Annotated in this window: 17 protein-coding genes; 14 read left to right on the top strand and 3 right to left on the bottom strand. The window is 32.4% G+C overall.

Going from position 1 to position 24,542, the window contains the following annotated elements; translation table 11 throughout:
• Positions 1 to 207: 207 nt before the first annotated feature.
• Both GIY83_RS01575 and GIY83_RS01570 read right to left on the bottom strand, forming a co-directional pair.
• Positions 208 to 945 (bottom strand): hypothetical protein, encoded by a 738-nt coding sequence (locus tag GIY83_RS01575; RefSeq protein ID WP_208684239.1) that lies wholly within the window; start codon positions 943 to 945, stop codon positions 208 to 210.
• Between the two features lie 11 nt (positions 946 to 956).
• Positions 957 to 4,946, bottom strand: coding sequence for a hypothetical protein (locus GIY83_RS01570; RefSeq protein ID WP_208684238.1), 3,990 nt, complete (start codon positions 4,944 to 4,946; stop codon positions 957 to 959).
• Between the two features lie 511 nt (positions 4,947 to 5,457).
• Here GIY83_RS01570 and GIY83_RS01565 point away from each other — a divergent pair.
• The 11 genes from GIY83_RS01565 to GIY83_RS01515 all read left to right on the top strand — a co-directional run bounded on the left by GIY83_RS01565 (position 5,458) and on the right by GIY83_RS01515 (position 20,306).
• Positions 5,458 to 8,985 (top strand): hypothetical protein, encoded by a 3,528-nt coding sequence (locus GIY83_RS01565; protein ID WP_208684236.1) that lies wholly within the window; start codon positions 5,458 to 5,460, stop codon positions 8,983 to 8,985.
• Positions 8,986 to 9,055: 70 nt separating this feature from the next.
• The gene (locus GIY83_RS01560; RefSeq protein ID WP_208684235.1) at positions 9,056 to 12,112 is read left to right on the top strand and encodes a pyocin knob domain-containing protein; all 3,057 of its coding nucleotides are present in this window, start codon (positions 9,056 to 9,058) and stop codon (positions 12,110 to 12,112) included.
• Positions 12,113 to 12,268: 156 nt separating this feature from the next.
• Entirely contained in the window at positions 12,269 to 12,460 is a 192-nt protein-coding gene (locus GIY83_RS01555) for a hypothetical protein (protein ID WP_194615666.1), read from the top strand.
• Between the two features lie 103 nt (positions 12,461 to 12,563).
• Positions 12,564 to 14,732: a hypothetical protein gene (locus tag GIY83_RS01550; RefSeq protein ID WP_208684233.1), complete on the top strand. Its 2,169-nt coding sequence runs from the start codon at positions 12,564 to 12,566 to the stop codon at positions 14,730 to 14,732.
• Entirely contained in the window at positions 14,732 to 16,042 is a 1,311-nt protein-coding gene (locus GIY83_RS01545; RefSeq protein ID WP_194615664.1) for a BspA family leucine-rich repeat surface protein, read from the top strand. The genes GIY83_RS01550 and GIY83_RS01545 overlap by 1 nt, the downstream gene beginning before the upstream one ends.
• A gap of 414 nt (positions 16,043 to 16,456) precedes the next feature.
• On the top strand, positions 16,457 to 16,651 hold the full coding sequence (locus tag GIY83_RS01540) for a hypothetical protein (RefSeq protein ID WP_194615663.1): 195 nt from the start codon (positions 16,457 to 16,459) through the stop codon (positions 16,649 to 16,651).
• A 66-nt stretch (positions 16,652 to 16,717) separates the two neighbouring features.
• A complete protein-coding gene (locus GIY83_RS01535) occupies positions 16,718 to 17,188 on the top strand; it encodes a hypothetical protein (RefSeq protein WP_208684231.1) in 471 nt (156 codons plus the stop codon).
• Positions 17,189 to 17,209: 21 nt separating this feature from the next.
• The gene (locus GIY83_RS01530) at positions 17,210 to 17,767 is read left to right on the top strand and encodes a DUF6046 domain-containing protein (protein ID WP_208684230.1); all 558 of its coding nucleotides are present in this window, start codon (positions 17,210 to 17,212) and stop codon (positions 17,765 to 17,767) included.
• Positions 17,760 to 19,061, top strand: a complete 1,302-nt coding sequence (locus GIY83_RS01525; RefSeq protein WP_208684228.1) for a hypothetical protein — start codon at positions 17,760 to 17,762, stop codon at positions 19,059 to 19,061. The genes GIY83_RS01530 and GIY83_RS01525 overlap by 8 nt, the downstream gene beginning before the upstream one ends.
• Before the next feature lie 9 nt (positions 19,062 to 19,070).
• Positions 19,071 to 20,084, top strand: coding sequence for a hypothetical protein (locus tag GIY83_RS24815; protein ID WP_229029186.1), 1,014 nt, complete (start codon positions 19,071 to 19,073; stop codon positions 20,082 to 20,084).
• A gap of 6 nt (positions 20,085 to 20,090) precedes the next feature.
• Positions 20,091 to 20,306, top strand: coding sequence for a hypothetical protein (locus tag GIY83_RS01515; protein WP_194615659.1), 216 nt, complete (start codon positions 20,091 to 20,093; stop codon positions 20,304 to 20,306).
• An 86-nt stretch (positions 20,307 to 20,392) separates the two neighbouring features.
• On the opposite strand, the gene GIY83_RS01510 is transcribed toward GIY83_RS01515, so the two are convergent.
• Complete coding sequence (locus tag GIY83_RS01510) at positions 20,393 to 21,193, bottom strand: S24 family peptidase (protein ID WP_194615658.1); 801 nt, start codon at positions 21,191 to 21,193, stop codon at positions 20,393 to 20,395.
• A gap of 282 nt (positions 21,194 to 21,475) precedes the next feature.
• On the opposite strand from GIY83_RS01510, the gene GIY83_RS01505 reads away from it, so the two are divergent.
• The 3 genes from GIY83_RS01505 (at position 21,476) to GIY83_RS01495 (ending at position 24,391) form a co-directional block, all read left to right on the top strand.
• The gene (locus GIY83_RS01505; RefSeq protein WP_208684226.1) at positions 21,476 to 22,051 is read left to right on the top strand and encodes a hypothetical protein; all 576 of its coding nucleotides are present in this window, start codon (positions 21,476 to 21,478) and stop codon (positions 22,049 to 22,051) included.
• A 618-nt stretch (positions 22,052 to 22,669) separates the two neighbouring features.
• Positions 22,670 to 23,827 carry a DUF2586 domain-containing protein gene (locus GIY83_RS01500; protein WP_194615656.1) on the top strand — a complete coding sequence of 386 codons (1,158 nt, stop codon included), beginning with the start codon at positions 22,670 to 22,672 and terminating at the stop codon, positions 23,825 to 23,827.
• A 138-nt stretch (positions 23,828 to 23,965) separates the two neighbouring features.
• Complete coding sequence (locus GIY83_RS01495; RefSeq protein WP_035684757.1) at positions 23,966 to 24,391, top strand: hypothetical protein; 426 nt, start codon at positions 23,966 to 23,968, stop codon at positions 24,389 to 24,391.
• Positions 24,392 to 24,542 lie beyond the last annotated feature (151 nt).

Genomic DNA, 24,542 nt, shown 5'->3' with positions numbered 1-24,542 from the left:
TATGCCCGTCATTCTATTTCCTACTACAAACAAATATATCACCTACTTGAAGTTTAAAATGCTTAGAATTGATGTATCTTATTAAATTAGGAGCTTAAATGCCGAACCAATATTATAAATATAACTCACCAAAGCATCGAATTCATACTGATAAAGAGGCATTATTATTTTACTTCTAATCTCATTTTAGCAAACACTGATAATAAATTAATCTGCTGACACAACATCTGATTCAATGTCTTTTAAGTTTATATAATATTCAACATCATTTTCAATTTCTATAATTTTTGCAAGAACTAATTTTTGATTTTCTCTTTTGATTACTTTAATATCTCTTAAATACTTAAATGGATTTTTTTTATAAAACTTATTTTTAATTCTCTTCAAACCTTTGACATCATATAAAGCAATCTCTTTATCTTGATCAATGACTAAATCTAACAAATTTTCCTTAGGGATTTTAATTACTGATTTTGGATAATTATAATCGTTAATTTTTGTTAAGGCTATATCTAAGTTTAGGAGTTCACTATCATAAAAATAATTTTCGATACTTCCTCTTTTTACCCAAACATTATTAATTAACTCATATTCATTTTTTTGTTTAAAATCACCTATTATTTTAATATTGTTCAATTCTGTAATCACAGCATTAAATTCATAGTTTTCATCAATACAATAAATTGTTTTAAAATAAAACGGATCATCTTCAACTGTATCATATTTTGGTGTTATAAAATCATTAATAGTAATTGATCTTAATTTATCTTTTAAGTAATAAAACTTTAAAGTATCTCTATTAATCACCTGTACGTTAACACTATCTGTTTTAACTATATATTCATAATTATTTATTCTCCAGCTTTCCGTTTTTTCTTTGGTACAAGAAAATAAAGTCAATATGACAATAGGCAAAAGTATTTTCTTCATAATATTTTTTTCCAAATATATCGTATTTAGTTAGTTATTTCAATATGAATATGATTATAATGATCTGTTGGCCTATTATAAGGATCTAAGACTTTTGTAGCCCCATTCTTTTTAGCTATGTTACGTATTTTTTCGTGAAATTCAAGCGTAAATGCCGGCTTACCTCTTGTACCCATATGAACTCCATCTATCTCATTAATATCAAATGCTACTCCTTTATAATGATAACTATTAATACTGTGTGAAGCTCCAGCAATTTCTGAAATATTTAATTTATAATCTTTGCTTAATTCATATAATACATACAACATTTCAGATAAAATCGCAACTTCACCACCTCTTGCATTTTCATAATTACTTTTTTTCGCATTTTTACCGACACTAGTATCAGTTATGTTATCAATTGCCATGGCATTATCCTTTATACCTGATTGGTGCGAATTTGCAAAAGTTACTTTTCCACTCTTTAATATTTTTTCGGCTAGAACCTGATTAAGTTTTCTGGCTTCATTAATATCAATCGCATATCTTAGTCCTTTTGCCTTCATTTCACGATATCTGGCTAATAACTCTCCCGATTGAATTATTTCATCATTATTACCTTTATTAAATCCGTCATTTTTAGTATCCATTGTAGCATTCTTTTTGTATTTTAAATTTACTTTTTCATTATCCCTATCTTCTTGTGTCAAATACTTTTTATAGATATCTACATTATCCCCTTTACCAGTAGCGCTTGGCGCAAAAATTATCATATAAACATCTTCTGGCCTTTGAACCTTTTTATGATTATTAAATAGCATAAAGTAGTTTTTAACGTAATCTAATTGATCTTCTGGCGATAATAAAGCTAACTTTTGCTTGTAATCATTAATCTCTTTTTGAGTTATAGCCCCGGCAGTTTTAGCATTTTCTGAAATTCCTTTTTCTTTTAAAATAAGAGATACGACGGCATCTTGTGTAAATTGAGCTAAACCAATAGGCTGCCCTTTTACTAAATCCGGATTATTTTTATGCTCTTCTTTCGAAACTCCAATATATCCTTGTTTTGTTAATCGTATTAGAGAACTGCTAAATGTTTCAGCAGTTTCTACAGACATAGCAATCATTAAGGCATTTGCCATTTCATACTTTCGTTCCTTTCCCCAAAGATCTTCACAAATAGCAACAACTTTTTGTCTAAATAAAACACTTACTTTTCCTCCCCAAATTATTTGTAGATCATTTTCATCTATTTTGTTATTTACATTCCCTTCACCAACAATCATAACTAATACTTTATTAGTCAACTGTTTTGTAGAAAATCCTTCAACACCTGCGTAATACTTTATTTGTGATCCCTTTTTGAGTTTCTTATTAAGATTCTTTAAAAGAAAACTAATTGTTGCAACCCCTTCTGAACTTACTTTTGCTTTGTTACTAAAAGATGGTTTTTCTCCCACTTTATGAGCAGTTAATATAATTTCTTGTTCAACCAAATTTTGAGTTTTAGCCACTATAGTTACAATGGCTCCGTTTTTACCATATGGCACCTCATCCTCTGGTCTTACGCGAATTCCATCATAAGTAAAATAAACATCAAGAATTTTTGCATCTGTTGTAACAGATAAAACAGTATCAGAATCGTAATTCGCCGGTGTCTTAAAAGGATATGGTTTACTATTCTGTATTCCTAATAGTTTAAATCCAATTTTGGCATTTTTTCCATTCGTAAATCCAATTGCTTTTTGAAAACCAGCATCAAATTTTACTTCTTCAAAAATTTCACCTTTTGAATTAGTTTTTACATCAATGTAATGGTTCGTTTTTGCCTTATTTAAATAAAAATAAACTCTAACTTTTTGATTTTCGTAGTGAGGAATTTGAGCTTTTATATAATTGCTTTCTCCTGAAAAACCAGATATTTCCTTTTTACTTCCACCGCTCCATGACCAATAAGCTTCAGTAACTTCCGGGTGTTTTACTTCCATTTTATAAACACATTCTGATTTGGCTCCTTTTTGACGATCACTAAAAGCTTCTACTGTATAATGTCCTATTTTTTGAGGAATAGGCATAATAAAAGAATTCCATTTATGAATGTACGCCGTTTGAGGATCTTTTTCATTTGTGAATAATTCGGTTCCAGGTGCCAGATATGGTTTATTAGTAGAATCATAAATCATCCAACTTACATCTTCTTTTTCTGCATCTGTAGGAGGATTTATCTTGAATTTTTTCGCTTCTAAAGTTACCGTGCTGTCAGGAATACCCAATAAGAACACATTATTGTCTGATGTTTTTTCGGCGAGACCAATTCTGGTAACTTCATTTTTAATTACCGAAGTTTTAAACTCCTTAACTAATGTATATTGATCTTTACTGAAAACTTTAATTTTATAAGTTCCTAAATCTGGCATCGATAATTTAATACTACCTGCTGAGTCTAGCTCTCGTTCTTCTGAAATTATAGTTGTTTTACCAGTAGTCGTAGTTTCGATTTGATAATACAGTTTTAATGGATTTAGTGTTTTTACTGCAGTATGTTTTAGCGATACTTTAAAATTTTTCTCTTCGGAGAAAGGTCTTACAAAGCCACCAGCAACATTTGCCGGAGGCGCAATTATAATTTCCTGAGTTATTATTTTTAGTTCTATGAAAGTAGCCGTTTTTGCACTTTTCTTCTGTTTTACTGTGTAATTTTCTCCATAAGCATCGATTCTGTATGTTCCAGGCATATCGAAATTATAGCTAAAAGAAGTGCCTTCATTTTTAAAAATATTTTCCTTTTTTGTGTCGCTATTATACACTATCCAGTTAATATTTTCTTTTTGATTGTGCATCTGATTTATAAAGGCTTCATCAACGAAAAATTCGAGGCTTTCTCCTATTATAAATGAAGTTTGTTTTGTATTTCTAATTTTTACCGCACCTTTGTTTACTCCACTTCCTTTAAAATTAGTTTCAATAATCTGCTTAAGGCGTCCATAAATAGCTTCTTTTCCTATTTCTGGATATAATTTGTCTGCACTTAAATTAGGATATATCTTCGTTTTAGTAATTATGGTAATAGTCGTAGGCAAATTATCAAGTCCTTGCACTTCTTTTAATAATAAAAATAGTTCGTCGTATCGCTCAAAAAGATTGGCAATATTTGTCTTATCATTGGCCAGTTGATCTTTTATTATTTCCCAGCGTTTTTTACTATCATTAGAAATAGATCCTTTAAGTATATTAGCATCAATTGCTTTAATCATTTTTTCACGAACGATCTCCCAGTTAAAGCTTTGAGCCACTACGGCAGAGAAATTTAACTGCTTTAATTCCACATACATTTGAGTAAACAATTCATTACCTGGTTTTCCATCAAAATCCAAAACCGTCGCACCTTGATCAAAAGCCTTAGAAATACTTGTCCAATATTTTATAGATTCAGTATCATTTTCAATAACTGCAGCATCTAATTTCTTTTTAACCTCAGCTTTAATTACTTCTACAGACGGCTCATTATCATTTATTTGAAAGCTTTCCGGCACCATCAGACTTTGTTGTACTGAAATACCTGAATATGCCTGATTAGTCAAATTCTGATCTCCCATTACCGAAGGAGTAATGCCGGTTGATGCAGAAGAACTCATTTCTGTTCTTAGAGTGTTATCAGCGACGCCTCCTTCGATTGGAGTGGTTGTTAAAGTAGTAAATAATCCAGATTCTAAAGTTCCTGTTGAAACCATCGAATCCTGCATTCCCTCTAAAACCGACGGAGTATTGCTAATTAATTGCATCGGATTTTGCATTGTTCCGGCACTAGTATCGATCGCGTCTCCTTCGATTGAGGCAGTAGAATTGTTTAAAATAGCAGTTGCAGTTTGATTGTTTTGCTCCTGCCATAGTTGTACGATATCTTTTTGCTGACTCATTTCTTTTGAAACTTTAGCCAACTCTTTTATTATGGTTTCGGTTAAATGTTCTGAACTTTTTATATCAGCACTATTTTTTATGGAAAGATTGAAATTATGAATTACATTTTTACTCATCGCTTGGTGTTTTTCTGGGTGTAAAAGTAGTATCAAAGTTTGCGATTTCTAAATTCCAAACTACTTGTATTCAGTAGTTTCAGCAAGTTTCCTTTCTACTGAAACTACTGAATTCATCAGGCTTTTTTTGGTTCTTTTTCTATTCTTCTGTTCTACTTTTACACTCTCAAAAATTAAATACTGATGTTGGTTTTCTACAACATTTATTAAAAAAGGACTCTCCTATTTTTCAATAAAAAGAATTACAAGTCTATATATTAATCAAACTAAAACAGCAGCCATTATGGATTATTTATTATTAATGGGCATCAGCAAAATGCCTAAAATACCCGACAAGAATAATTCTCAATTTTTCCTAATCAAACATTTAGAAAAAAGATTACTAATAAGCAATTCAATCCTAATCTAAATTGACAATTATGAAAAATCAAAAGAACATTACTATTTGTCTTATTACATAAAAAGATTCAATTTATAAAAATCAATAACTACATAATTAAAAGAAAAAAATATGGCCTTACAAACGTTAAACACCATAAAACAATGGTTTAAAACTGGTCTTAAACCATCACAACAACAATTTTGGGATACCTGGGATTCTTTCCGTCACAAATTTGAAAAAGTTCCCGTAAAAGATATTGAAGGAATTGACGAATTGCTTTTATCTAAGGCTGACAAAGTCGTTTTAGATAATCACCTCGCCGATAAAATTGCACATGCACCACAAGTAAATACGGATTGGAATAGTGAATCTGGTTTTAGTCAATTGTTTAATAAACCCGAATTTAAAACTATTAATGGGGAGCCATTGACAGGCGGTGGAGATATAGTTATTGAAGCAGGCGGAGCTCAGAATTTACAAACAACGTTAGGTAATGGTAATGAGACCACAAACAGTATAATCTTTAACGATGACTACTATAATTGGTTAAAAACAAGCATAGATTCCAGATCTATACGTTTAACCGATAGTAACTCAAATCTGTTAGCAGGTATTGATTCTGCTGGTGTTTTTACACATGATGATAGTCAACATGTTTCGATAAACCCTCAAGGTATATTTTTTAATCGGGATACTGCTGAATCATATTTACGAATTAATACATCTTCGACAGGCGTTAGCACGATAAATTTACCTGTAACTGAAGGTACAGAAATTACATTAGCTGCTAAAGAAGATTTTAAAACAATTAATGGAGAAGAGATAGTTGGAGAAGGAGATATTACTATTAGTTCAGCGATTCCAACATTAGATCAGGTCTTAAATTCAGACAATAAATCCCTTACTCAGCCAATTGTATTTTTAGACGAAGAATATAGTGCTACAATAGATTCTAAAAACTTATCAATTGATGGTCCACTCGGAGAAGGTATCCAATACAATGGAGATAACATAAACTGGAGTAAAGGAGAGAAAAATTTAAAATTACTTTTTGATGGAAAATCAGCAGGACAAAATACTTTTACTTTCCCTGAGATGCCAGATAGTAGTGCTCCTTATAAATTAGCTACAGATCAGGTAGTTTCAGCAACTCAATCAGGTATCGTTAATAATACGCCTTTACAAGAACTTGGAGGAGTTGATAAAATCATAAATCTTGTTAGAATAGGTAGAGGAGCAGGCGCAGTTAATAATAGCACAGCTTTAGGCTATACTGCATTATCTCTTAATTCTACTGGCACAAATAATACAGCCATTGGAGCTTCAGTGTTAAGTAAAAATACTACAGGAATTGGTAATACAGGAGTTGGAGCACTCTCATTAAGAGAGAATGCAATAGGAACTTATAATACGGGATTGGGATATGGTGCATTAAGAACAAACATTGTCGGTTTTAATACAGCAGTAGGAGCATTTTCTCTATATAATTTTACAACAGGTTTAGGTTACAATACAGCTTTAGGTGTTCAAGCATTAGCAAAATTAACTACAGGAAATTCTAATACTGCAATAGGCTCAAATAGTTTAAATCTTGCAACTAATACAACATTTAATACAGCAGTCGGGTCAAACTCTCTTTATAATTTAACTACAGGAGGGAAAAATGTAGGAATAGGTAATGACGCTGGGTCAGCAATTACTACAGGAGAAAAAAACACAGCTCTTGGATATTTAGCTCTTGGAGGTGCAACAGTAACAAATACAGGAAGTAGTAATATAGCTATTGGGTACCAAGCGGGTAGAGATCTTACATCAGGATCAGCTAATATATTATTAGAAACTCAGGAAGGTGGAACTGTAAGCTCAGGAAGCAATAACATCGTAATAAATTCAGGAAAAAATAATGCAGGAATAAAGACAGGTAACTGTAATACAATCGTTGGAGGTATTACAGGATTACCTACAGATGCTTCAAACTTAGTTATATTGTCAGATGGTAGTGGAAATATCGCAATCAGAAAAGAAACTGATGGCAGATTATTAGCTCCGACATTAACAAATACTCTAATTGATTCAGGCGGTAATAAATCCTTAGTGACTAAAGAGTATTTAGACGCTCATTCAGGTGGAACAACTCCAACTTTAGATCAAGTGTTAGGTTCGGGAAATGAATCAACTGATAAATCTATAATGCTTACAGGGAGTGGTGGTAGATCTATGCAGTTAGACGTGTCTAATGCACTCGTAAATATGGAGGATTCGGAGGGTAAAATAGAATTGCAAGCCTCAAATACTTTTCCTTTAATTATGACAAATAAAACCACTGATAACGAAGTTAAAATAGGTTCAGATGTTATAATTAGCACAAGTACAGTAGATGGAGTTCCATACTCAAAACAACTAACTTTTAGTACAAACCCACTAGGTAATTACGAGGTAGTTTTACCTGCAAAAACTGGAACGGTAGCCTTAAGAAGCGATTTTAAAACAGTAAACGGAGAGTCTATTCTAGGAACTGGGAATGTTGAAATCGGTGGAGGCTCGCAAGATTTGCAACAAACCTTAGATAATGGTGCATCTTATACTTCTCTTGATACTTCATTAAATATAGACTTTAGATCAGAACCTTGGATTGAGAAAAAATCTACAACATTAGCTCCATATTTAGGATATCCTGTACAAACAGGACTTTTTAGTATGTCAGAAAATGGAGTTACTATGCAGTCAGAAGATGTTGGAATAACACAACCTGATGTTTATAAAAATGGAGCAATTGGAAGTACTAATGGAAACCCAACTATGTCAGTACAATTAAATAGATTAAATGAAGACGGGTCGATACTAGGTAGTAGTATGTCTATTTTAAGGTTTGAGGATAATACTAATTTATCGGGTACTGTTGCTTATGAAATACCAGCTAAAGTTAACGGGGATAATTTAACTTACAAATTAGCAACGACAGATGATATTACTTTGCAAAAACTAATAGATACAAATAAAAATACAGCCACTAAAGCAAGCAGTACAATATCTCTATTAGAAGGCGGAGAGAGTTTTGTAAGTAACCAATTTTTATTAGATAATGGAGTTTCAGGATCTGGACATAGATTTACCAGTATGCAACAATATCCAGATGTATTTACTGTAACTAATTCATATAATGATGGAGATAAACAAAGTACCTTAGAAATGAACTTATCTAATATCTCTTTGATGGTTAAAAGGGATATGTTATCAGGAACTCCCAAATCTACCAACCTTTCCTTTGCAGAACCTACAAGTCCTGGAGTTGAGATATTGATACCTGCTAAACCTTTAAGAGCCGAAGCTTACACTATAGCGACCTTAGATGATATATTACCTAAGATAAGCCGTATATCTGATGATTTTACTATACCTGATGGTTATGCTACTAGATTTATAACAGTTTTAGCAATAAATAAAACCATAACTCTACCAAATGTAACTGATTCGGTTGGGGCTATCTTTTATATAACAGGAAATCCGTTAGGAAATACTATCATAAATTGTAAAAACAGAAATTTGCAAATACTATATCAAGGTAATTTAGAAAGCGATTACGAAATACAAGCTAATGATGGGGTTACATTAATAAATGACGGAACTAACTATATAGTTACAAGTAAATATCCATGATAATCATAATTTAACTAAAAACTAATTAGTACTGAATTTAGCAAAATCTAAAACTACATAATAAAAAAATATGGCTTTACAAACATTAAATACCATAAAACAATGGTTTAAAACTGGTCTTAAACCATCACAACAACAATTTTGGGATACCTGGGATTCTTTCCGTCACAAATTTGAAAAAGTTCCCGTAAAAGATATTGAAGGAATTGACGAATTGCTTTTATCTAAGGCTGACAAAGTCGTTTTAGATAATCACCTCGCCGATAAAATTGCACATGCACCACAAGTAAATACGGATTGGAATAGTGAATCTGGTTTTAGTCAATTGTTTAATAAACCCGAATTTAAAACTATTAATGGGGAGCCATTGACAGGCGGTGGAGATATAGTTATTGAAGCAGGCGGAGCTCAGAATTTACAAACAACGTTAGGTAATGGTAATGAGACCACAAACAGTATAATCTTTAACGATGACTACTATAATTGGTTAAAAACAAGCATAGATTCCAGATCTATACGTTTAACCGATAGTAACTCAAATCTGTTAGCAGGTATTGATTCTGCTGGTGTTTTTACACATGATGATAGTCAACATGTTTCGATAAACCCTCAAGGTATATTTTTTAATCGGGATACTGCTGAATCATATTTACGAATTAATACATCTTCGACAGGCGTTAGCACGATAAATTTACCTGTAACTGAAGGTACAGAAATTACATTAGCTGCTAAAGAAGATTTTAAAACAATTAATGGAGAAGAGATAGTTGGAGAAGGAGATATTACTATTAGTTCAGCAATTCCTACATTAGATCAGGTATTAAATTCAGACAATAAATCCCTTACTCAGCCAATTGTATTTTTAAATGAAGAATATAGTGCTACAATAGATTCTAAAAACTTATCCATTGATGGTCCGCTCGAAGAAGTTATTCAGTACAATGGTGATAACATCAACTGGAGTAAAGCAGATAAAAATTTAAAATTAATTTTTGATAGAGAATCTACAGGACAAAATGTTTTTAGTTTTCCAGAAATGCCAGATAGCAGTACTCCATATAAATTAGCTACAGATCAGGTAGTTTCAGCAACTCAATCAGGCATAGTTGATAATACACCTTTACAAGAGTTAGGAGGAGAAGATAAACTAATTAATGGTATAAGAGTTGGAGCAGGTAATTTACAAGTTGTTACTAATACAGTTTTTGGAAATAATTCTTTAGGAAGCACGATAACCGGAGGAACTAACAATACAGCTATTGGCAGAAGTGTTATGCCTTTAGCCACATCTGCACCTGCTAATACAGGAATTGGGTCATTCGCTCTAAATGCATTAACAACAGGATCTTCAAATGTTGGAATTGGTGCATCATCACTAAGAACAATTACTACTGGATCATTCAATATGGGTGTTGGTAATTCAGCGTTAGGAAAATTAACAACTCAATCATTCAATACAGCAGTAGGAGCAAATGCAGGTGGAAGTGTTACAGGTGGTAAAAATACATCAATTGGATATTTAGCTAATGGTTCTACAAGCGAAACTGCTACAGGAGAATTTAATATTTCATTAGGCTATCAATCAAATAAAGATCTTACTTCAGGTTCTAATAATGTAACAATTCAAAGCGTAAATAGTGGTTCAGAGTTAACTAGTGGTAATTATAATCTTATAGTTAAGCAAGGGAATGTTAGGCCAGGTATTGTTACTGGAAATAATAATACTATAATAGGTAATGTTACAGGACTTAATTCTGATGATTCTAACTTAGCCATCATATCTGATGGTAATGGAAATATTGCAATTAGAAAAGAAGCTGATAACAGATTGCTTGCTCCTACATTAACGAATGCTTTAATTGATTCAGGAGGAGCTAAATCTTTAGTAACTAAAGAGTATTTAGATGCTCATTCAGAAGGTAGTTCTCAAAACTTAGATGAAATATTAGATAATGGGAATATTGCTATTGGTAAGTTCATTAGATTGAATGAAGATCCTAATTTACAAACAAATTCTGTAGATATAAAATTCGACAAAACAGTATATAGAGACAAGCAACAAGGAACTCCATCTACCGAATATGATAAAAACTCTATAACTAAATTTGATGTTGTATTACAGGATGTTATAAGTGACTTTGATTTTAGCGTAGGAGTTGGTAATTTCAAATTGCCTGTAAAAACAAAAGGATCAGATTATACTTTAGCTACTACAGACGATATTACAGGAGGGTCTCAAAATTTACAACAAACTATTGACAACGGAGGTATTGCGATAGTAGGTAACCAATTGGAAGGTAACAAAATTTCTTATGTAGCTATAACGGATGAAAATATAATATTAAATAATAACATAGTCGATTTAGATATTTCTTCTGGGATAACAATGGGTAATGGGACTGGTTTAAAACTTGGGTATTCTAAACCTTCATTAGGTTTTACTACTATAGTAGAATTTGAAGAACCCACAAAAGGTAACAGTCTGTTATTTCCTGATAAGTCTGGAACATTAGCAACTACATCAGATTTCAAAACTATCAACGGACAATCAATAGTAGGTACTGGAGACATATCCGTATATGACGACAATGTATTACATAAAACCGGTAACGAGTTTAAAGAGGGCGACCTTAATATAACTGGTAATCTGGGTATAACTGGTAATATAGAAATAACTGATATGGATACCTTTCCTCGTCCGCCAGAGACCAATATAATTCTTAATAAAAATGGAGATCTTAAAGCTACAAATTTTATAGGAAGGTCAATAACTTCGTTCACAGGGCAATTTCATAGTAATGTTACTATAGGAACAGCAGGATATAACGGAAGTAAACTAGAGGTAAATGGAACTATCTCAACTAACGGAATCAACGTAGCCGCAGCATTGACAGAATCATCAGATGCCATATTCAACAACACGCCTGTTGGCTCGCAGAGGACAATAGCAGGTAATACCATCCAAATAGCAGGAGCTACCGGTGATTACTTTTTAGAAACATTCAGATATAATATTTCTGATTACGGAATGCAGAGAATTACATTCACATCTACTGCTTCAGCTGGCAGATTTTTTATACGAACAGTAACAGCCGGAGTTTGGTCTGCATGGATTGAAAAACAATAATGAACATGTTAGATTAAATAACCCTATAAGTGTTATGACACTACAATTTAGCTTCTACTTCAGTCATTATATTATGATTGAGGTAGAAAGCATTAACTAGTTGGGTCACTTTACACAATATTTAATAACAAAAGAAACAACCCAAAATCAAAAATTATGAATAAATCAAAAATTACAGTAATCTTAAGTCTTTTAATTGTTTTAACGGGCTTAGTTGACACAAAATTCGATCTTTTACAAGATGCAGGATTATCATTGGTAACCATCAACAGAATCAAATTAATTGGTTTGGTTTTGTCAGCAGTATTGTCAAGCATTACTTCGTTATTTTCAACAGAAGAAAGATAAAAAAATCCAAAAAGCAGGAATAAAAAAGATCTCAAAATCAGAGAAAATCTTTACCAACATTTAAAAAAGTTGATTTTTTAAAATCTATAACTAAATAAAAAACATGGCTTTACAAACATTAAATACCATAAAACAATGGTTTAAAACCGGTCTTAAACCAACACAAACTCAATTTTGGGACACTTGGGATTCCTTCCGACACAAATTTGAAAAAGTTCCAGTAAAAGATGTCGAGGGAATCGACGAATTACTTTTATCTAAGGCAGACAAAACAATTTTAGATAATCACTTAGCTGATAAAAATGCTCATGCACCGCAAATAAATACTGACTGGAATAGCGAATCTGGTTTTAGTCAATTACTTAATAAACCCGAATTTAAAACTATTAATGGGGAACCAATAGTAGGAACTGGCGATATAACATTAGACGTTGAGGGTTTAACTTTTGAACAAGTTTTGTCAAATGGGAATGAAACAACTCAAACTGCTTTATTTAAAAGTTATGCTGATAATGATGTTTACACAAACACTATTAATGGACGGAATATTGAAATGACGCAATCAAGCACCGTCACTAGAGGTGAAAATAAAACAGCATCTTTAACCTTAAATAGCGAACTAATTGATTTTGTCAATTCAAGCACAGGAGAAACTACAGCCTTATTTGCTCAAGGTGTTGGATTTGGTAACTTAAATTCAAATCATTTTTCTACTTTAGAAATGAATCCAGCTACCACAGCAAACTATTCAACTGTTTTAATGCCTGCAATAACAACAGAAGAAGAAACAAAAACTTTAGCAACGTTAGATGATATACCGAAAGTAAATCCTCAAAGTTTAGAAGAAACATTACGTGCAGGTAATAATTCAGGCGGAGAAATAAGATTACATGACACGGGAGCTACTTTTAGATTAAGTCAAATTAGACCAGATTACGGTGAAAATTATGATCTTGGCAGATTTGGGACTCTTCCTTCTCAGGGAGTTGCGAACACAGGATATTTAATGTTAGGTAAAGAGTTTGGTCCTGATGTTTATCAGACTTCAATATTACCTAATTCTGAAACTACTGCAAATACTGAATTATTTTTACCTAAAGGCGATGGAACAGCTAAAACATTGGCCACTACAGATGAACTAAACAACCCTGTTTCAGCAAATCAATCAGGTATAGTTGATAATACTTCCTTACAAGAGTTAGGAGGAGCCGATAAACTTATAAATGGAATTAGAATAGGCAAGGGAAATAATAGTACTGGAGCTACTAATACTGCCTTAGGATCAAACACTTTAATGAATGCTACAACATCTATTCAAAATACAGCAATAGGCAGATCTGCATTAGCTTTGAATACAACTGGCAGTTATAATACAGGGGTTGGATCTATTACACTTGCGAACCTAACTACAGGAACCCAAAATGTAGGTATAGGTGGGGCAGCTCTAAGATATTTAACCACCGGAAGTTATAATTTAGGTATTGGCACAAATGCTTTAGTAAATAATTTAACTGGAACTGGAAATGTTGCTGTCGGAACAGCAGCAGCAGCAGGAGCCTTAGGTAATTATAATACATCATTAGGATGGTTAAGTGGGTCTAGTGTTACAACTATTGGTACAGGCGATTACAATATCACAATTGGATTTCAATCAGGGTTTAATTTAACAACCGGAGCAGGGAATGTATTAATAGGAACCCCCTTTTCAAATGCAGATCTTAATTATACTACAGGAAATAATAATATTTCAATTAATACTGGTAAAAGAAATAATGGTATAACTACAGGAAGTGGTAATACAATAATAGGTGGAGTTCAAGGATTGAATCAAGATGATTCTAACTTAGCAATATTTGCTAATGGAATCGGACATATTGCAATCAGAAAAGAAGCTGATAACAGATTGCTTGCTCCTACTTTAACAAATGCTCTAATTGATTCAGGAGGGAATAAATCCTTAATTACAAAAGAGTATTTAGAAGAAAAGGCTCAAATAAAAGACAAACAAATCATTATAAGTGGAGATATAGATATTCAGGAAAATTGGAATGGCCAAACTATTATTTTTAAAAGTAGTGGTATCGTAAGAATGCCTATTATCAAAACAGAAGAATTTTCATTTAATGCAATCACACTAGAAGGTGTAAATCTAACCTGGCAATGGGCAAATCAGATTGAATGGGTATTTGGAGAACCTGAAATTACTCCCGAGAAAAAGTATTTCAACCTGACTAAATTAGGAAATACCAACCAAATAATACTAAGTGTATAATGGGGATAAAAAAATATGTTTTTGGAAAACGAGAATCAGAAAAAGAATTTGTTTCAACATGGAAAACTGATAATATTTCAACAGGATCAAGCGCAGAAAATCAGATAAAATTACCCCTTCAAAATGGAGGGGTATATAATTTCATTGTAGACTGGGGTGACGGAACAAAAGATACAATAACATCCTGGAATCAATCACAAGTTACTCATACCTATAGTTTAGCAGGTATTTATAAAATAAATATAACAGGTATTTGTTATAATTGGGCTTTCTTAAACACTGGTGATAGATTAAAGCTTTTAAATATATTAAGTTGGGGAAATCTTAGATTAGGAAATCGTGGGTATTACTTTCAAGGTTGTTCTAATTTAGATTTATCAAAAGTTAGTGATATTTTAGATACAACTGTATTAACTAATATGGAAGGCGCATTTTATCTATGTACTAATCTAACTACAGTCAATCGGATGAATGAATGGAATTTTTCAAAAATTACAAACACATCATTCATATTTTATGGAGCATCTCAATTCAATCAAGCGATTAGGAATTGGAACACTTCACAAGTGACAAATATGAACCTTTCATTTTTTAATGCAAAAAAGTTTAATCAAAATATCGGATCATGGGATACTTCGAATGTTACAACAATGACAGGTATGTTTCAATCAGCAGATGCGTTTAACCAAAATATTAGTTCTTGGAATGTTTCAAAAGTTACTAATATGTCAAATCTTTTTTTTTTAGCTTATTCATTTAATAATGGGGGTAATCCTGATATAAATAACTGGATTACATCTTCTGTAACCAATATGGGAAATATGTTTTTTGGAACAAATACATTTAATCAGCCTATTGGGAATTGGGACGTTTCAAAAGTTACATTAATGAACGCAATGTTTCAAGGCGCATTGATATTCAATCAAGATATTAGCTCTTGGGACGTTTCAAATGTAACTAACATGGCTCAAATGTTTCAAGCTACATCTTTTAATCAACAAATTGGAAATTGGGATGTTTCAAGAGTCACATTAATGAATGGTATGTTTGTTACAAATAATTCATTTAACCAAAATATAGGAAATTGGAATATTTTGAATGTTACAAACATGACTAATTTTATGGGAAGTAAAATAGGTTTATCGGCAACAAATTTAGATGCAATTTATAATGGTTGGAGTTCAAAACCTGTTAAACCAAATTTAAACATAAGTTTCGGGACAGCGAAACATACTGCTAATTCAACAATAGGAAAAATGATTTTACAAAACTCTCCCTATAATTGGACAATAACAGATGGAGGAATTTAGAATGATAAAAAGCAAAAGAATTTCTGGTAATAGGAAATAAAAACTTTATATCAAAAAAAAATCTTTCAAATAAATTAACAAAACACACTCAGAATCATTAGAGGAAACAAATTTCTAAATCATCCTGAGTGTGTTTTATTATTGTGTAAAATGCGACAATTAAAAAACCACAAATAAATAAAATACAAACACTTACGCCAATATATTTTCCACTGAAACTACAGAAAACCACCCTCAAATTATTCGTTTTCTAACCTCTTCTACCCTACTTTTATATACTCTAATAACAACTATTAGCATCCCCGAACAGATATAATATTACACTTTATTCTCAGATTTTTTTTGGAGAATAGATACCTCATCTGTACACCATACTTTCAACATTCATATTAACAATTAAATATTCAACCAATCATGGATTATACACCAAAAGATTTAGGCGAAAAACCTAAAACACCCGACATGAGTAATTTCAAAAATCCTTTGGGACAAACCACAGAAGGAAACATTTTTATAGAGAGTTTTACTATTACGCCTTTAACCGTATCTGGAAAAAATGAAAATCTGTCAGAAATTATTAAAAAAGAAAGCCGCGATAGTAATATTTAAAAATCATAAAGCTTCTTAAATCAATTCCAGATCACAGTAAAAGACAACATCTCTAAAACCATAAAAATGCCAGACGAAACAACGATACAAAAATTAAAAGAAAAATACGGTACCGTATTAAAACTTACTTCAGAGGATCAACTGACAACTGTTTACTGCAAAAAACCATCATTCACTACATTCCTAAATTATCAAAATAAATACAAGGACAATCCGCACGAAGCAATCTTATTTTTATTTCAGGAATGTGTCCTGGATCAGGAAAATTATGATGACGAATTTATGCTTTCGGCAGGAAATTCTATTGTAGCCATGATTAAAAATGATAGCGAATTTTCAATCGATGCCACACCACAAAAAGACGAATTCAAAAAATCGGCTGCGCTTATTCGATATGCTTTTCAGGTAGATCCGTATCAATTATCAATGGATGAGTTTTATAAGTTACTTGAAGAGGCCCTTTGGTTACAAAAACACAATGAAAAAAGACTCGAGAACACCATCATGACAGCCTTTGCACAAACATTTTCAAATTAAAAAATAAAAAAATAAATCATTATGAAATTCAATTTTAATGTAAACGAAATTTTAGATACCAAAGATCCTGAATATACCGGCATTAACTATAACGAATCAGAATCGAAAGATTTTATTATAGATAAAACCGGTGGCGAATTTAATCTAAGAGTCTTTGCTCCTTTGGTTTTTGAACCCCTGGTAAAAAAAGATCTTAATCTGGCCAGCTTACGAGTAGATGCTGTTACGGTGAATCTTAATCGTTCAAAAACCATTAAAAAAGAAGGAATCGAGGGTAGAGATTCAACTATTAAAGAACATATTACAAATGGCGATTTTAGTATTTCTATAGATGGATTAATTGCTAATGAAACCGGGGACGAATACCCAAAAGAAAAACTTTTTTTACTGAAACAATTCTTAAATGCGCCTTACGCTCTAAGAGTAACGCACGCCATTTTAAACCGATTTGGTATTTACGAATTAGTGATTGACTCCTACTCTATTCCATCAATTTCGGGAACAAAGAATATTCAGAAATTTACGGCCAGTGCCACATCAGACGAAACTGTAGAACTAATAATCAGAGACAATGCTTAAACTAAATGCTAAAATTAGGGTTTACGAAACGGTAAAGCTTATCCCTACGCCCAAATTTTATGAATTTACCTATGTAAAAAATGTAGACATCAGCAGTTCGTACAAATCGCTTACCGATACGGCTACTATTGTAATGCCTCAAAAAGTGTATACAGATACAAAAGGATTTGATCAAAACTTGTTTAAAAATGCAAATGGTGAAGAAAAAACGATTCACGACTTTTTTAAACTCGAAAATTTCATAGAGATCTTTTTAGGTTATGATGACGATTACAAACCCGCTTTTAGAGGTTACATTACAGGAGTACAATCAGATACAAATGCTACCATAACCTGCGAAGATGCGATGTATGCTTTTAAAAAGGTAAAAGCCGTAAAAGATGACGATGTTCAGGATAAAAATGACGTCCTGAATGTTGTATCAACCAACCCAACCACAAATGTTGAAAGATTTAACCCTAAAACTTTCTTCGAAAAAAGAATCAAAGAATTGAATTTACCTTTTAAAGTAAATGCTCTCGATGAAGAATTGGGTAATGTAATGATCAACAGAAACCAAAGCTTGGCCCAGGTTTTCGAGATGCTAAAAGACAAAGGAATCTATACGTATTTTAAAACCGAAGAGGTGGCTCCTGTACTTACTATTACTAATAATCCGCAGCAGCATACTACAGCCGAATTAGCCGGTTTTATTGATCGAAATTTCATTAAAAGTCCGTTAGCCGGCGCATTGGTCAAAAAATTAATCAATCAGGGACTTAGTCTTTTAAGTTCGAAGTTGAATAGAGTCGTACAGTCTGTTTCGGGAGGTTTTCTGGGGAAAGTTCGTTTTAGATTTCGTTATAATATTATTGAAGATCAATTAAAAGTCGTTACCGAATCTACCAAAAATACGCGCACACGAGTCGAAAAATATTTTAAAAATTCGAACACTCCAATTTATATTGAATTAGGCGATCCAAACGGGCAACTAATAAAAACCCATGTTTTGCATGACGATAAAGAGGATTTACCCAATGATCCTGAGGCGTTTGAAAACGCATCAACAAAAGTTGCTGCCCAATTGTATCAATATGCTGCTTTACGAGCCATGCAATCTAAACCAAGCGGACTCGAAGGCTATTTCCTGACTTTTGGTGAACCATTCGTAAGACCTACAGACAAGGTAATTCTGGAAAATGCCAAGGATAAAGAAAAAAACGGAACTTTTCAGGTCGAAAAAGTAGAACGAAACTATGGCAAAAATGGCTACAGACAAAAAATTTATATAGGACGAAGAGTAGAAACAGTATAAAAATACAAAATGGGAAATATAACAGATCTAATAAAAGATGTCGCCAGTAAAAATCAAATTATTGAAACTTTTGCGGCAAAAGTCATCGAAATAAATAATGAAATAGAATCATTTCACAATCCGGAAGATGCTTACACGGTAAACATCATGCGTGCCGATGGCGCGATTATCAAAAACGTACGATTGAAAGCTTCAATCCTAGATGTTGAACAGGGAATTATTACCATTCCAAAAAAAGACAGCTGGGTTTTGGTTACCATTATTGACGGAGTAGAAACACGAGCGTTTGTTTCCCAGTTTTCTGAAATCGAACGTACTTTTATTCGCTTTAAAAATGATGAGAACCAATATCTTGAAATAAATAGTGAAGCAGATAAATTTCAAATGCTGTTCAAAGAAAAAGAAGCCAGCCAAAGTGGTACATCATCAACTGCAAAGCCTACTTATAAAAATATTGCACAAATAGAATTTAGCGGCAAAAATGATTCAAATATTACTACATCTTTTTATGATGAAAATGGCAAAGAAATTTCGAAGAATATCTTTAATGGAAATCAACAACAAACTATTTTAAGTACTATTAATGGTGACAATGCTAAAGAACGAGTAAAATTTACGCTTTCTTCAGGAGAAAATCCAAATGCACAAATGCAGTTTTTAGATAAAGAGGGGGATGAGAAACAAAAATTAACTTTTGACGAACTACACACCGAAATTAATTTTAACAAAGGAAATTCAATTTTTAATTTAAAAGATAAAGAAGCCAAAATTACCATTAAAGACGGTTTCGAAGCTACAATTTCAGATACAAAAACTTCATTTAAGAAAGATAAGTTAACTTTTGAAATGGATAATAAATTTAAAATTGATGCAGAGGGAAAAAATTTATTGACTGAATTAAATGGATTGATTGATGAAATAGTCAAAATCACAGTTCCTACACCCGTTGGCCCATCCGGTCCTCCAATGAACTCAACTCAAATTGCAGGAATAAAAGAAAAGTTAGCAGAACTATTAAAATAATAAATTATGGCTTTAAATAAATCAGCTTTACAAGGATCAATAAAAGCTCTTTTGAGCGAAGAGAAAGGAAAAAAAGACAATGCTTCGTCTATCGATAACATTGCAGAAAAACTAGCGTCTGCCATCGAAGCATTTGTAAAATCCGGAACTGTAACTACCACAGTAACTACAACTGGTAGCGCTGCAGCACAAACCGGAACCGGGACAGGAAGTATTTCCTAATAAATTTAATTATTATAAAAAAAACACCTCTTACAGCTTTACTGTATGAGGTGTGTTTTTTTATAAAAACGTCAACTCCAGAAATATTAATTCAGTTTCTTCCTCAAAGTCTCTTCCATTTCATAAAATTTACTTTCGAGATCATGAATCTTTTCATAAATATTAATAGGATCCGGCATTTGTTTAGAAGCATACATACTCGCGTACCAAACTTCCAGAATATCCTCGGCATAAATAGAATACATTGGGTAATTTCCGTCTCTGTTGTCGGATTTCAGGATTAACTTTCCGCTTTCCCTTATTCTGTTTAAAACCCTTTTTACCACTACTCCATCATTCTTACTAATGATAACATAAATTCTTCCGTCAAGAATATCATCAAAATTATCAACGTATTTTCCAAAAAGATAATCGCCGTCATGTATAGTGGTCGACATCGAGTTACCTTTTATTTCAAAACATCGGTAAGTTCCATTCTTTAGCATTGGCATACTAAATGACGGAAGACTTTCCATATATTCCGGATCAGCATAACCGTCCAGATATCCCGCTCTTGCTTTTACCCCAACAAAATTGATATTCTCCTCGCCTTCTTCATTTACCGTGATAATCTTTGGTAAATGTAAACCAACTTCACTATTTGTTTTATCAGCAAAAATTTCATCACTATTTCCAAAAAAATAGTCCGGATTTACATTACAATGTGTGATAATGCTTTGTAACAAATCAAATCCAGGCTTTGTCCTTTTTCTTTCTCCATCGGCCTGCAATCTTCCAATAGTGATACTATCTATTGTAGTACTGGTTACCCCTATTAACTTAGCAAATGAGTTATTATTTAACTTCATTTCATCTATAATACGTTTTATCTTAGTATGTATTTCCATGTTGTGTTGCATTTGTTTTGTTATGTAATATGTTTTAATAAGCATTACACATTCCACTATATGTTGCAAAACTAAAAAATATATAACAAATATTAGCATTCTTTTCTATTTTTCTTACGTAACATCTGAATTTAAAGCATTTTAAAGGCTTTTTCTTACTGTATTACTCTAATAGTCAATATAAAAAACTAAATCATATTACTGAAATTACTGCATTTCTCATCGTAATATGTTGCAATAATCAAAACATATGTTGTATATTTGTCAAAAATAATCCACCATATGATTCTAAAAGACTTTTATACCGAAAAAAAGAACGCAATAGAAACCGAGTTCACTTCTAATGCGCCAACAGTGCAACTTTATAGTGATGCCATTTTTAAAGATTCTATCGAAACACTGGTAGTAATGTTTAAATACGATACTATAGACTGGGAAACATCTTCTGAAAAAAATTACAAGGCAGATGTATCATTTTGTCTGTATATCATATTACCTGTAGAAACTATTTCTTCGACCAGTTATGCAAATGCTTTTGATATTGCACAGCGAATAGACAAAGCCATATTATCTAATAGTAACAGTAATGCTGAAATAGATACTAATTCAACATTTAAAATAAGAGAAAAACAATGTACAAATGAACACACGTACTGGAATAAAAACGATTATTTTATTTGGGAGATAACTTATAAAACAACCTTAATAGAAAATATCTTAAAAAAGAAATACATCCTTTTTAATAATGGTTTAAGTAATGAAGAATTGGAAGATTTAGGATATGACCTAAACTCTGGAATAATAGGAATAAACCCCAATCAGGTTCAGGGAAATATCGATTTAAATACTGCTCCTTAATCTGATTATAAGTCAGTCAAAAATATTCTCATTAAATAAAAAACAATCAAAAACTGTTCAATGACATAAAACTATAAACACAATCGACGCCAATCTAAATAAAATAAAACATTACCCTATTTAAACCTTAAAACATGAAAAGAAGCAGAACACTATTAGATAAAAGGAGAGAGTATGTGATTAACTACCTTAATAGAAATCAAGCTAAACAAATGAAAGTTGTAGTATCTGAACTTTCGGATACTTTGTTCCTTACAGAGCGCACCATTTATACCATTATAAATGAAGGACTCGCTACAGAGGCCAGAGCTTAAAGCACTGAAACTACTGGTTTTGAACATCGAAAAAATTGGAAAAAGCATCCTTGAGCCTTAAATTTGTACCCGATATCAAAAGCAAATTTATCTTCTGGCCAGAAGCAAAATTCAATTGAAAAAGCCGCTTTTATAAATCGTCCAAAAATACCAATCTACTTTTTGGATTCCAGATTACGAATACCATTTTTAGACATTAAACAATCAATAATAGCAAGCTTAGGCAACTTGTTACAGTCCTTTTTTTGCCTTTTTTCAGGCAAAAAAACAAAACCAATTTTAAACTTTTAAAACAATTTATATTATGAGTACATTAAACGATGTAGTAATTAACAAACTATCAGGCGGATTAGGAAGAAGAACTCCAGAACAGGACATGGTTTCAGGGTTACTTTTTGATGGTGCCGAAACTGCAAAATTAGCATTAAACAAAATTGAGCGTTTGTCTTCGTTAGAAGATGCTGAAGCCTTAGGCATTACAGCTGATTATGATACTAAAGTACAATCTGTTTACTATCAAATCCAGCAATTTTTCAGAATGAACCCTTCAGGTGATTTGTACATTATGAAAACAGCAGCTACTTCTTACGAAGAAATTGTTGAAAAAGCCATGGACATGCAGGAAAAAGCAAACGGAAACATTCGCCAAATGGCCATTATTTATTCCGGAGTAACAACATTTGCACAAACGCAAGCCGCAGTTTTAAAAGCTCAAACACAAGCCGATCTTGCTTATAAAGATTACATGCCTTTTGAAATTATTATCGAAGGAAAAGGATTTACTGTTGATGCACCATCTTTAGACGGATCAGATGCAGAAAACGTATCTGTAGTTGTCGCTATGGATGTTGACAAAGCAAAAGATTATCCAAACTCAGCAGCAGTAGGATTGGCATTAGGTGCAATTTCTAAAGCTAAAGTATCTGAAAATATTGCCTGGATTGAAAAATTCAACCTGACTGGTGAAGGTTTCGCAAAAGCTGGTTTTGTAGGCGGAGAGGAAATTAAAACTCTTGGAACTCTAAGCGACTTAAACGAAAAAAGATTCATTTTTGCAAGAACTCATACTGGTTTACCGGGTGTTTATTTTAATGACAGTGCTACTTGTACTACAGGCACATCAGACTTTGCTTATGTAGAAAACAACCGTACTATCAATAAAGCCACTCGTTTGTTACGTACCGCTTTATTACCAAAATTGGCTTCTCCGGTTTTAGTAGATATCGATGGTAAATTACCACAATCAGTTTCAAAAAGCTTTGAAGGACTATGCAGATCTGCTTTAGAAGGAATGGTTGCCAATCAGGAAGTTTCTGCTTTTGATGTATATGTAGATCCAAAACAAAACATTTTGGCAACTTCAGAATTAAAAGTAAAAGCAGAAATTACTCCTATTGGAACTGCCCGTAAAATTATGGTCGATTTAGGATTCAAAAATCCTTTCGGAATCGACAAAGCATAATTTATCGAATTCGTTATAATTCACAAACAATAAAAATTCACCATTCCTATCGCCATAATTCAATTGTTATAAAGGCAAACAAATAAAAGTGATAGCTACTGAACGTTATCAGGAAAATAAAAACAAATCAAGCGACATATGAATAAATTACCATTAATAAACGGACAACAACACAGCTGGTCATCTATCGAAGTAAGTATTGCAGGTAACATCGTTACCGGAATTACAGCTGTAAACTATAGTGACTCAGTATCTAAAGAAAACCATTACGGTGCCGGAGATATGCCAGTACACAGAGGTAGAGGGAAATACGAGGCAAAAGCTTCTATCACTTTATACAATTACGAAGTAGAAGCGATTTTGGCCGCTTTACCAAAAGGACAAAGATTGCAAGATATTAATCCTTTCAGCATCATTGTAAGTTATCTGGATGACAGTAACGAAGTAATCACACACACAGTGAGAAACTGCGAATTCAACTCAAACAGTAGAGGAATCAGCCAGGGAGATACTAAAATTGCGGTATCTTTTGACTTGATCTGTTCTCACGTTGAATGGAATTAATCATCCCGATAAATTCCTAACATTATAATCCCCTTCCCTGTCTTTTAAAACCGACTGAAAAGAGAAAACCAATATCAAATGCGTTATGCAAAAAAGGAGTTCAAGAAACTTGATTTTTGCCAGCAAACTTATTATACAAGCTCTATATTAG

It is taken from the genome of Flavobacterium sp. SLB02 (assembly GCF_009664855.1).
Classification (GTDB): Bacteria; Bacteroidota; Bacteroidia; order Flavobacteriales; family Flavobacteriaceae; genus Flavobacterium.
Note: the sequence above shows the minus strand (reverse complement) of the source record. Positions and strands in the feature narration are given on the sequence as shown.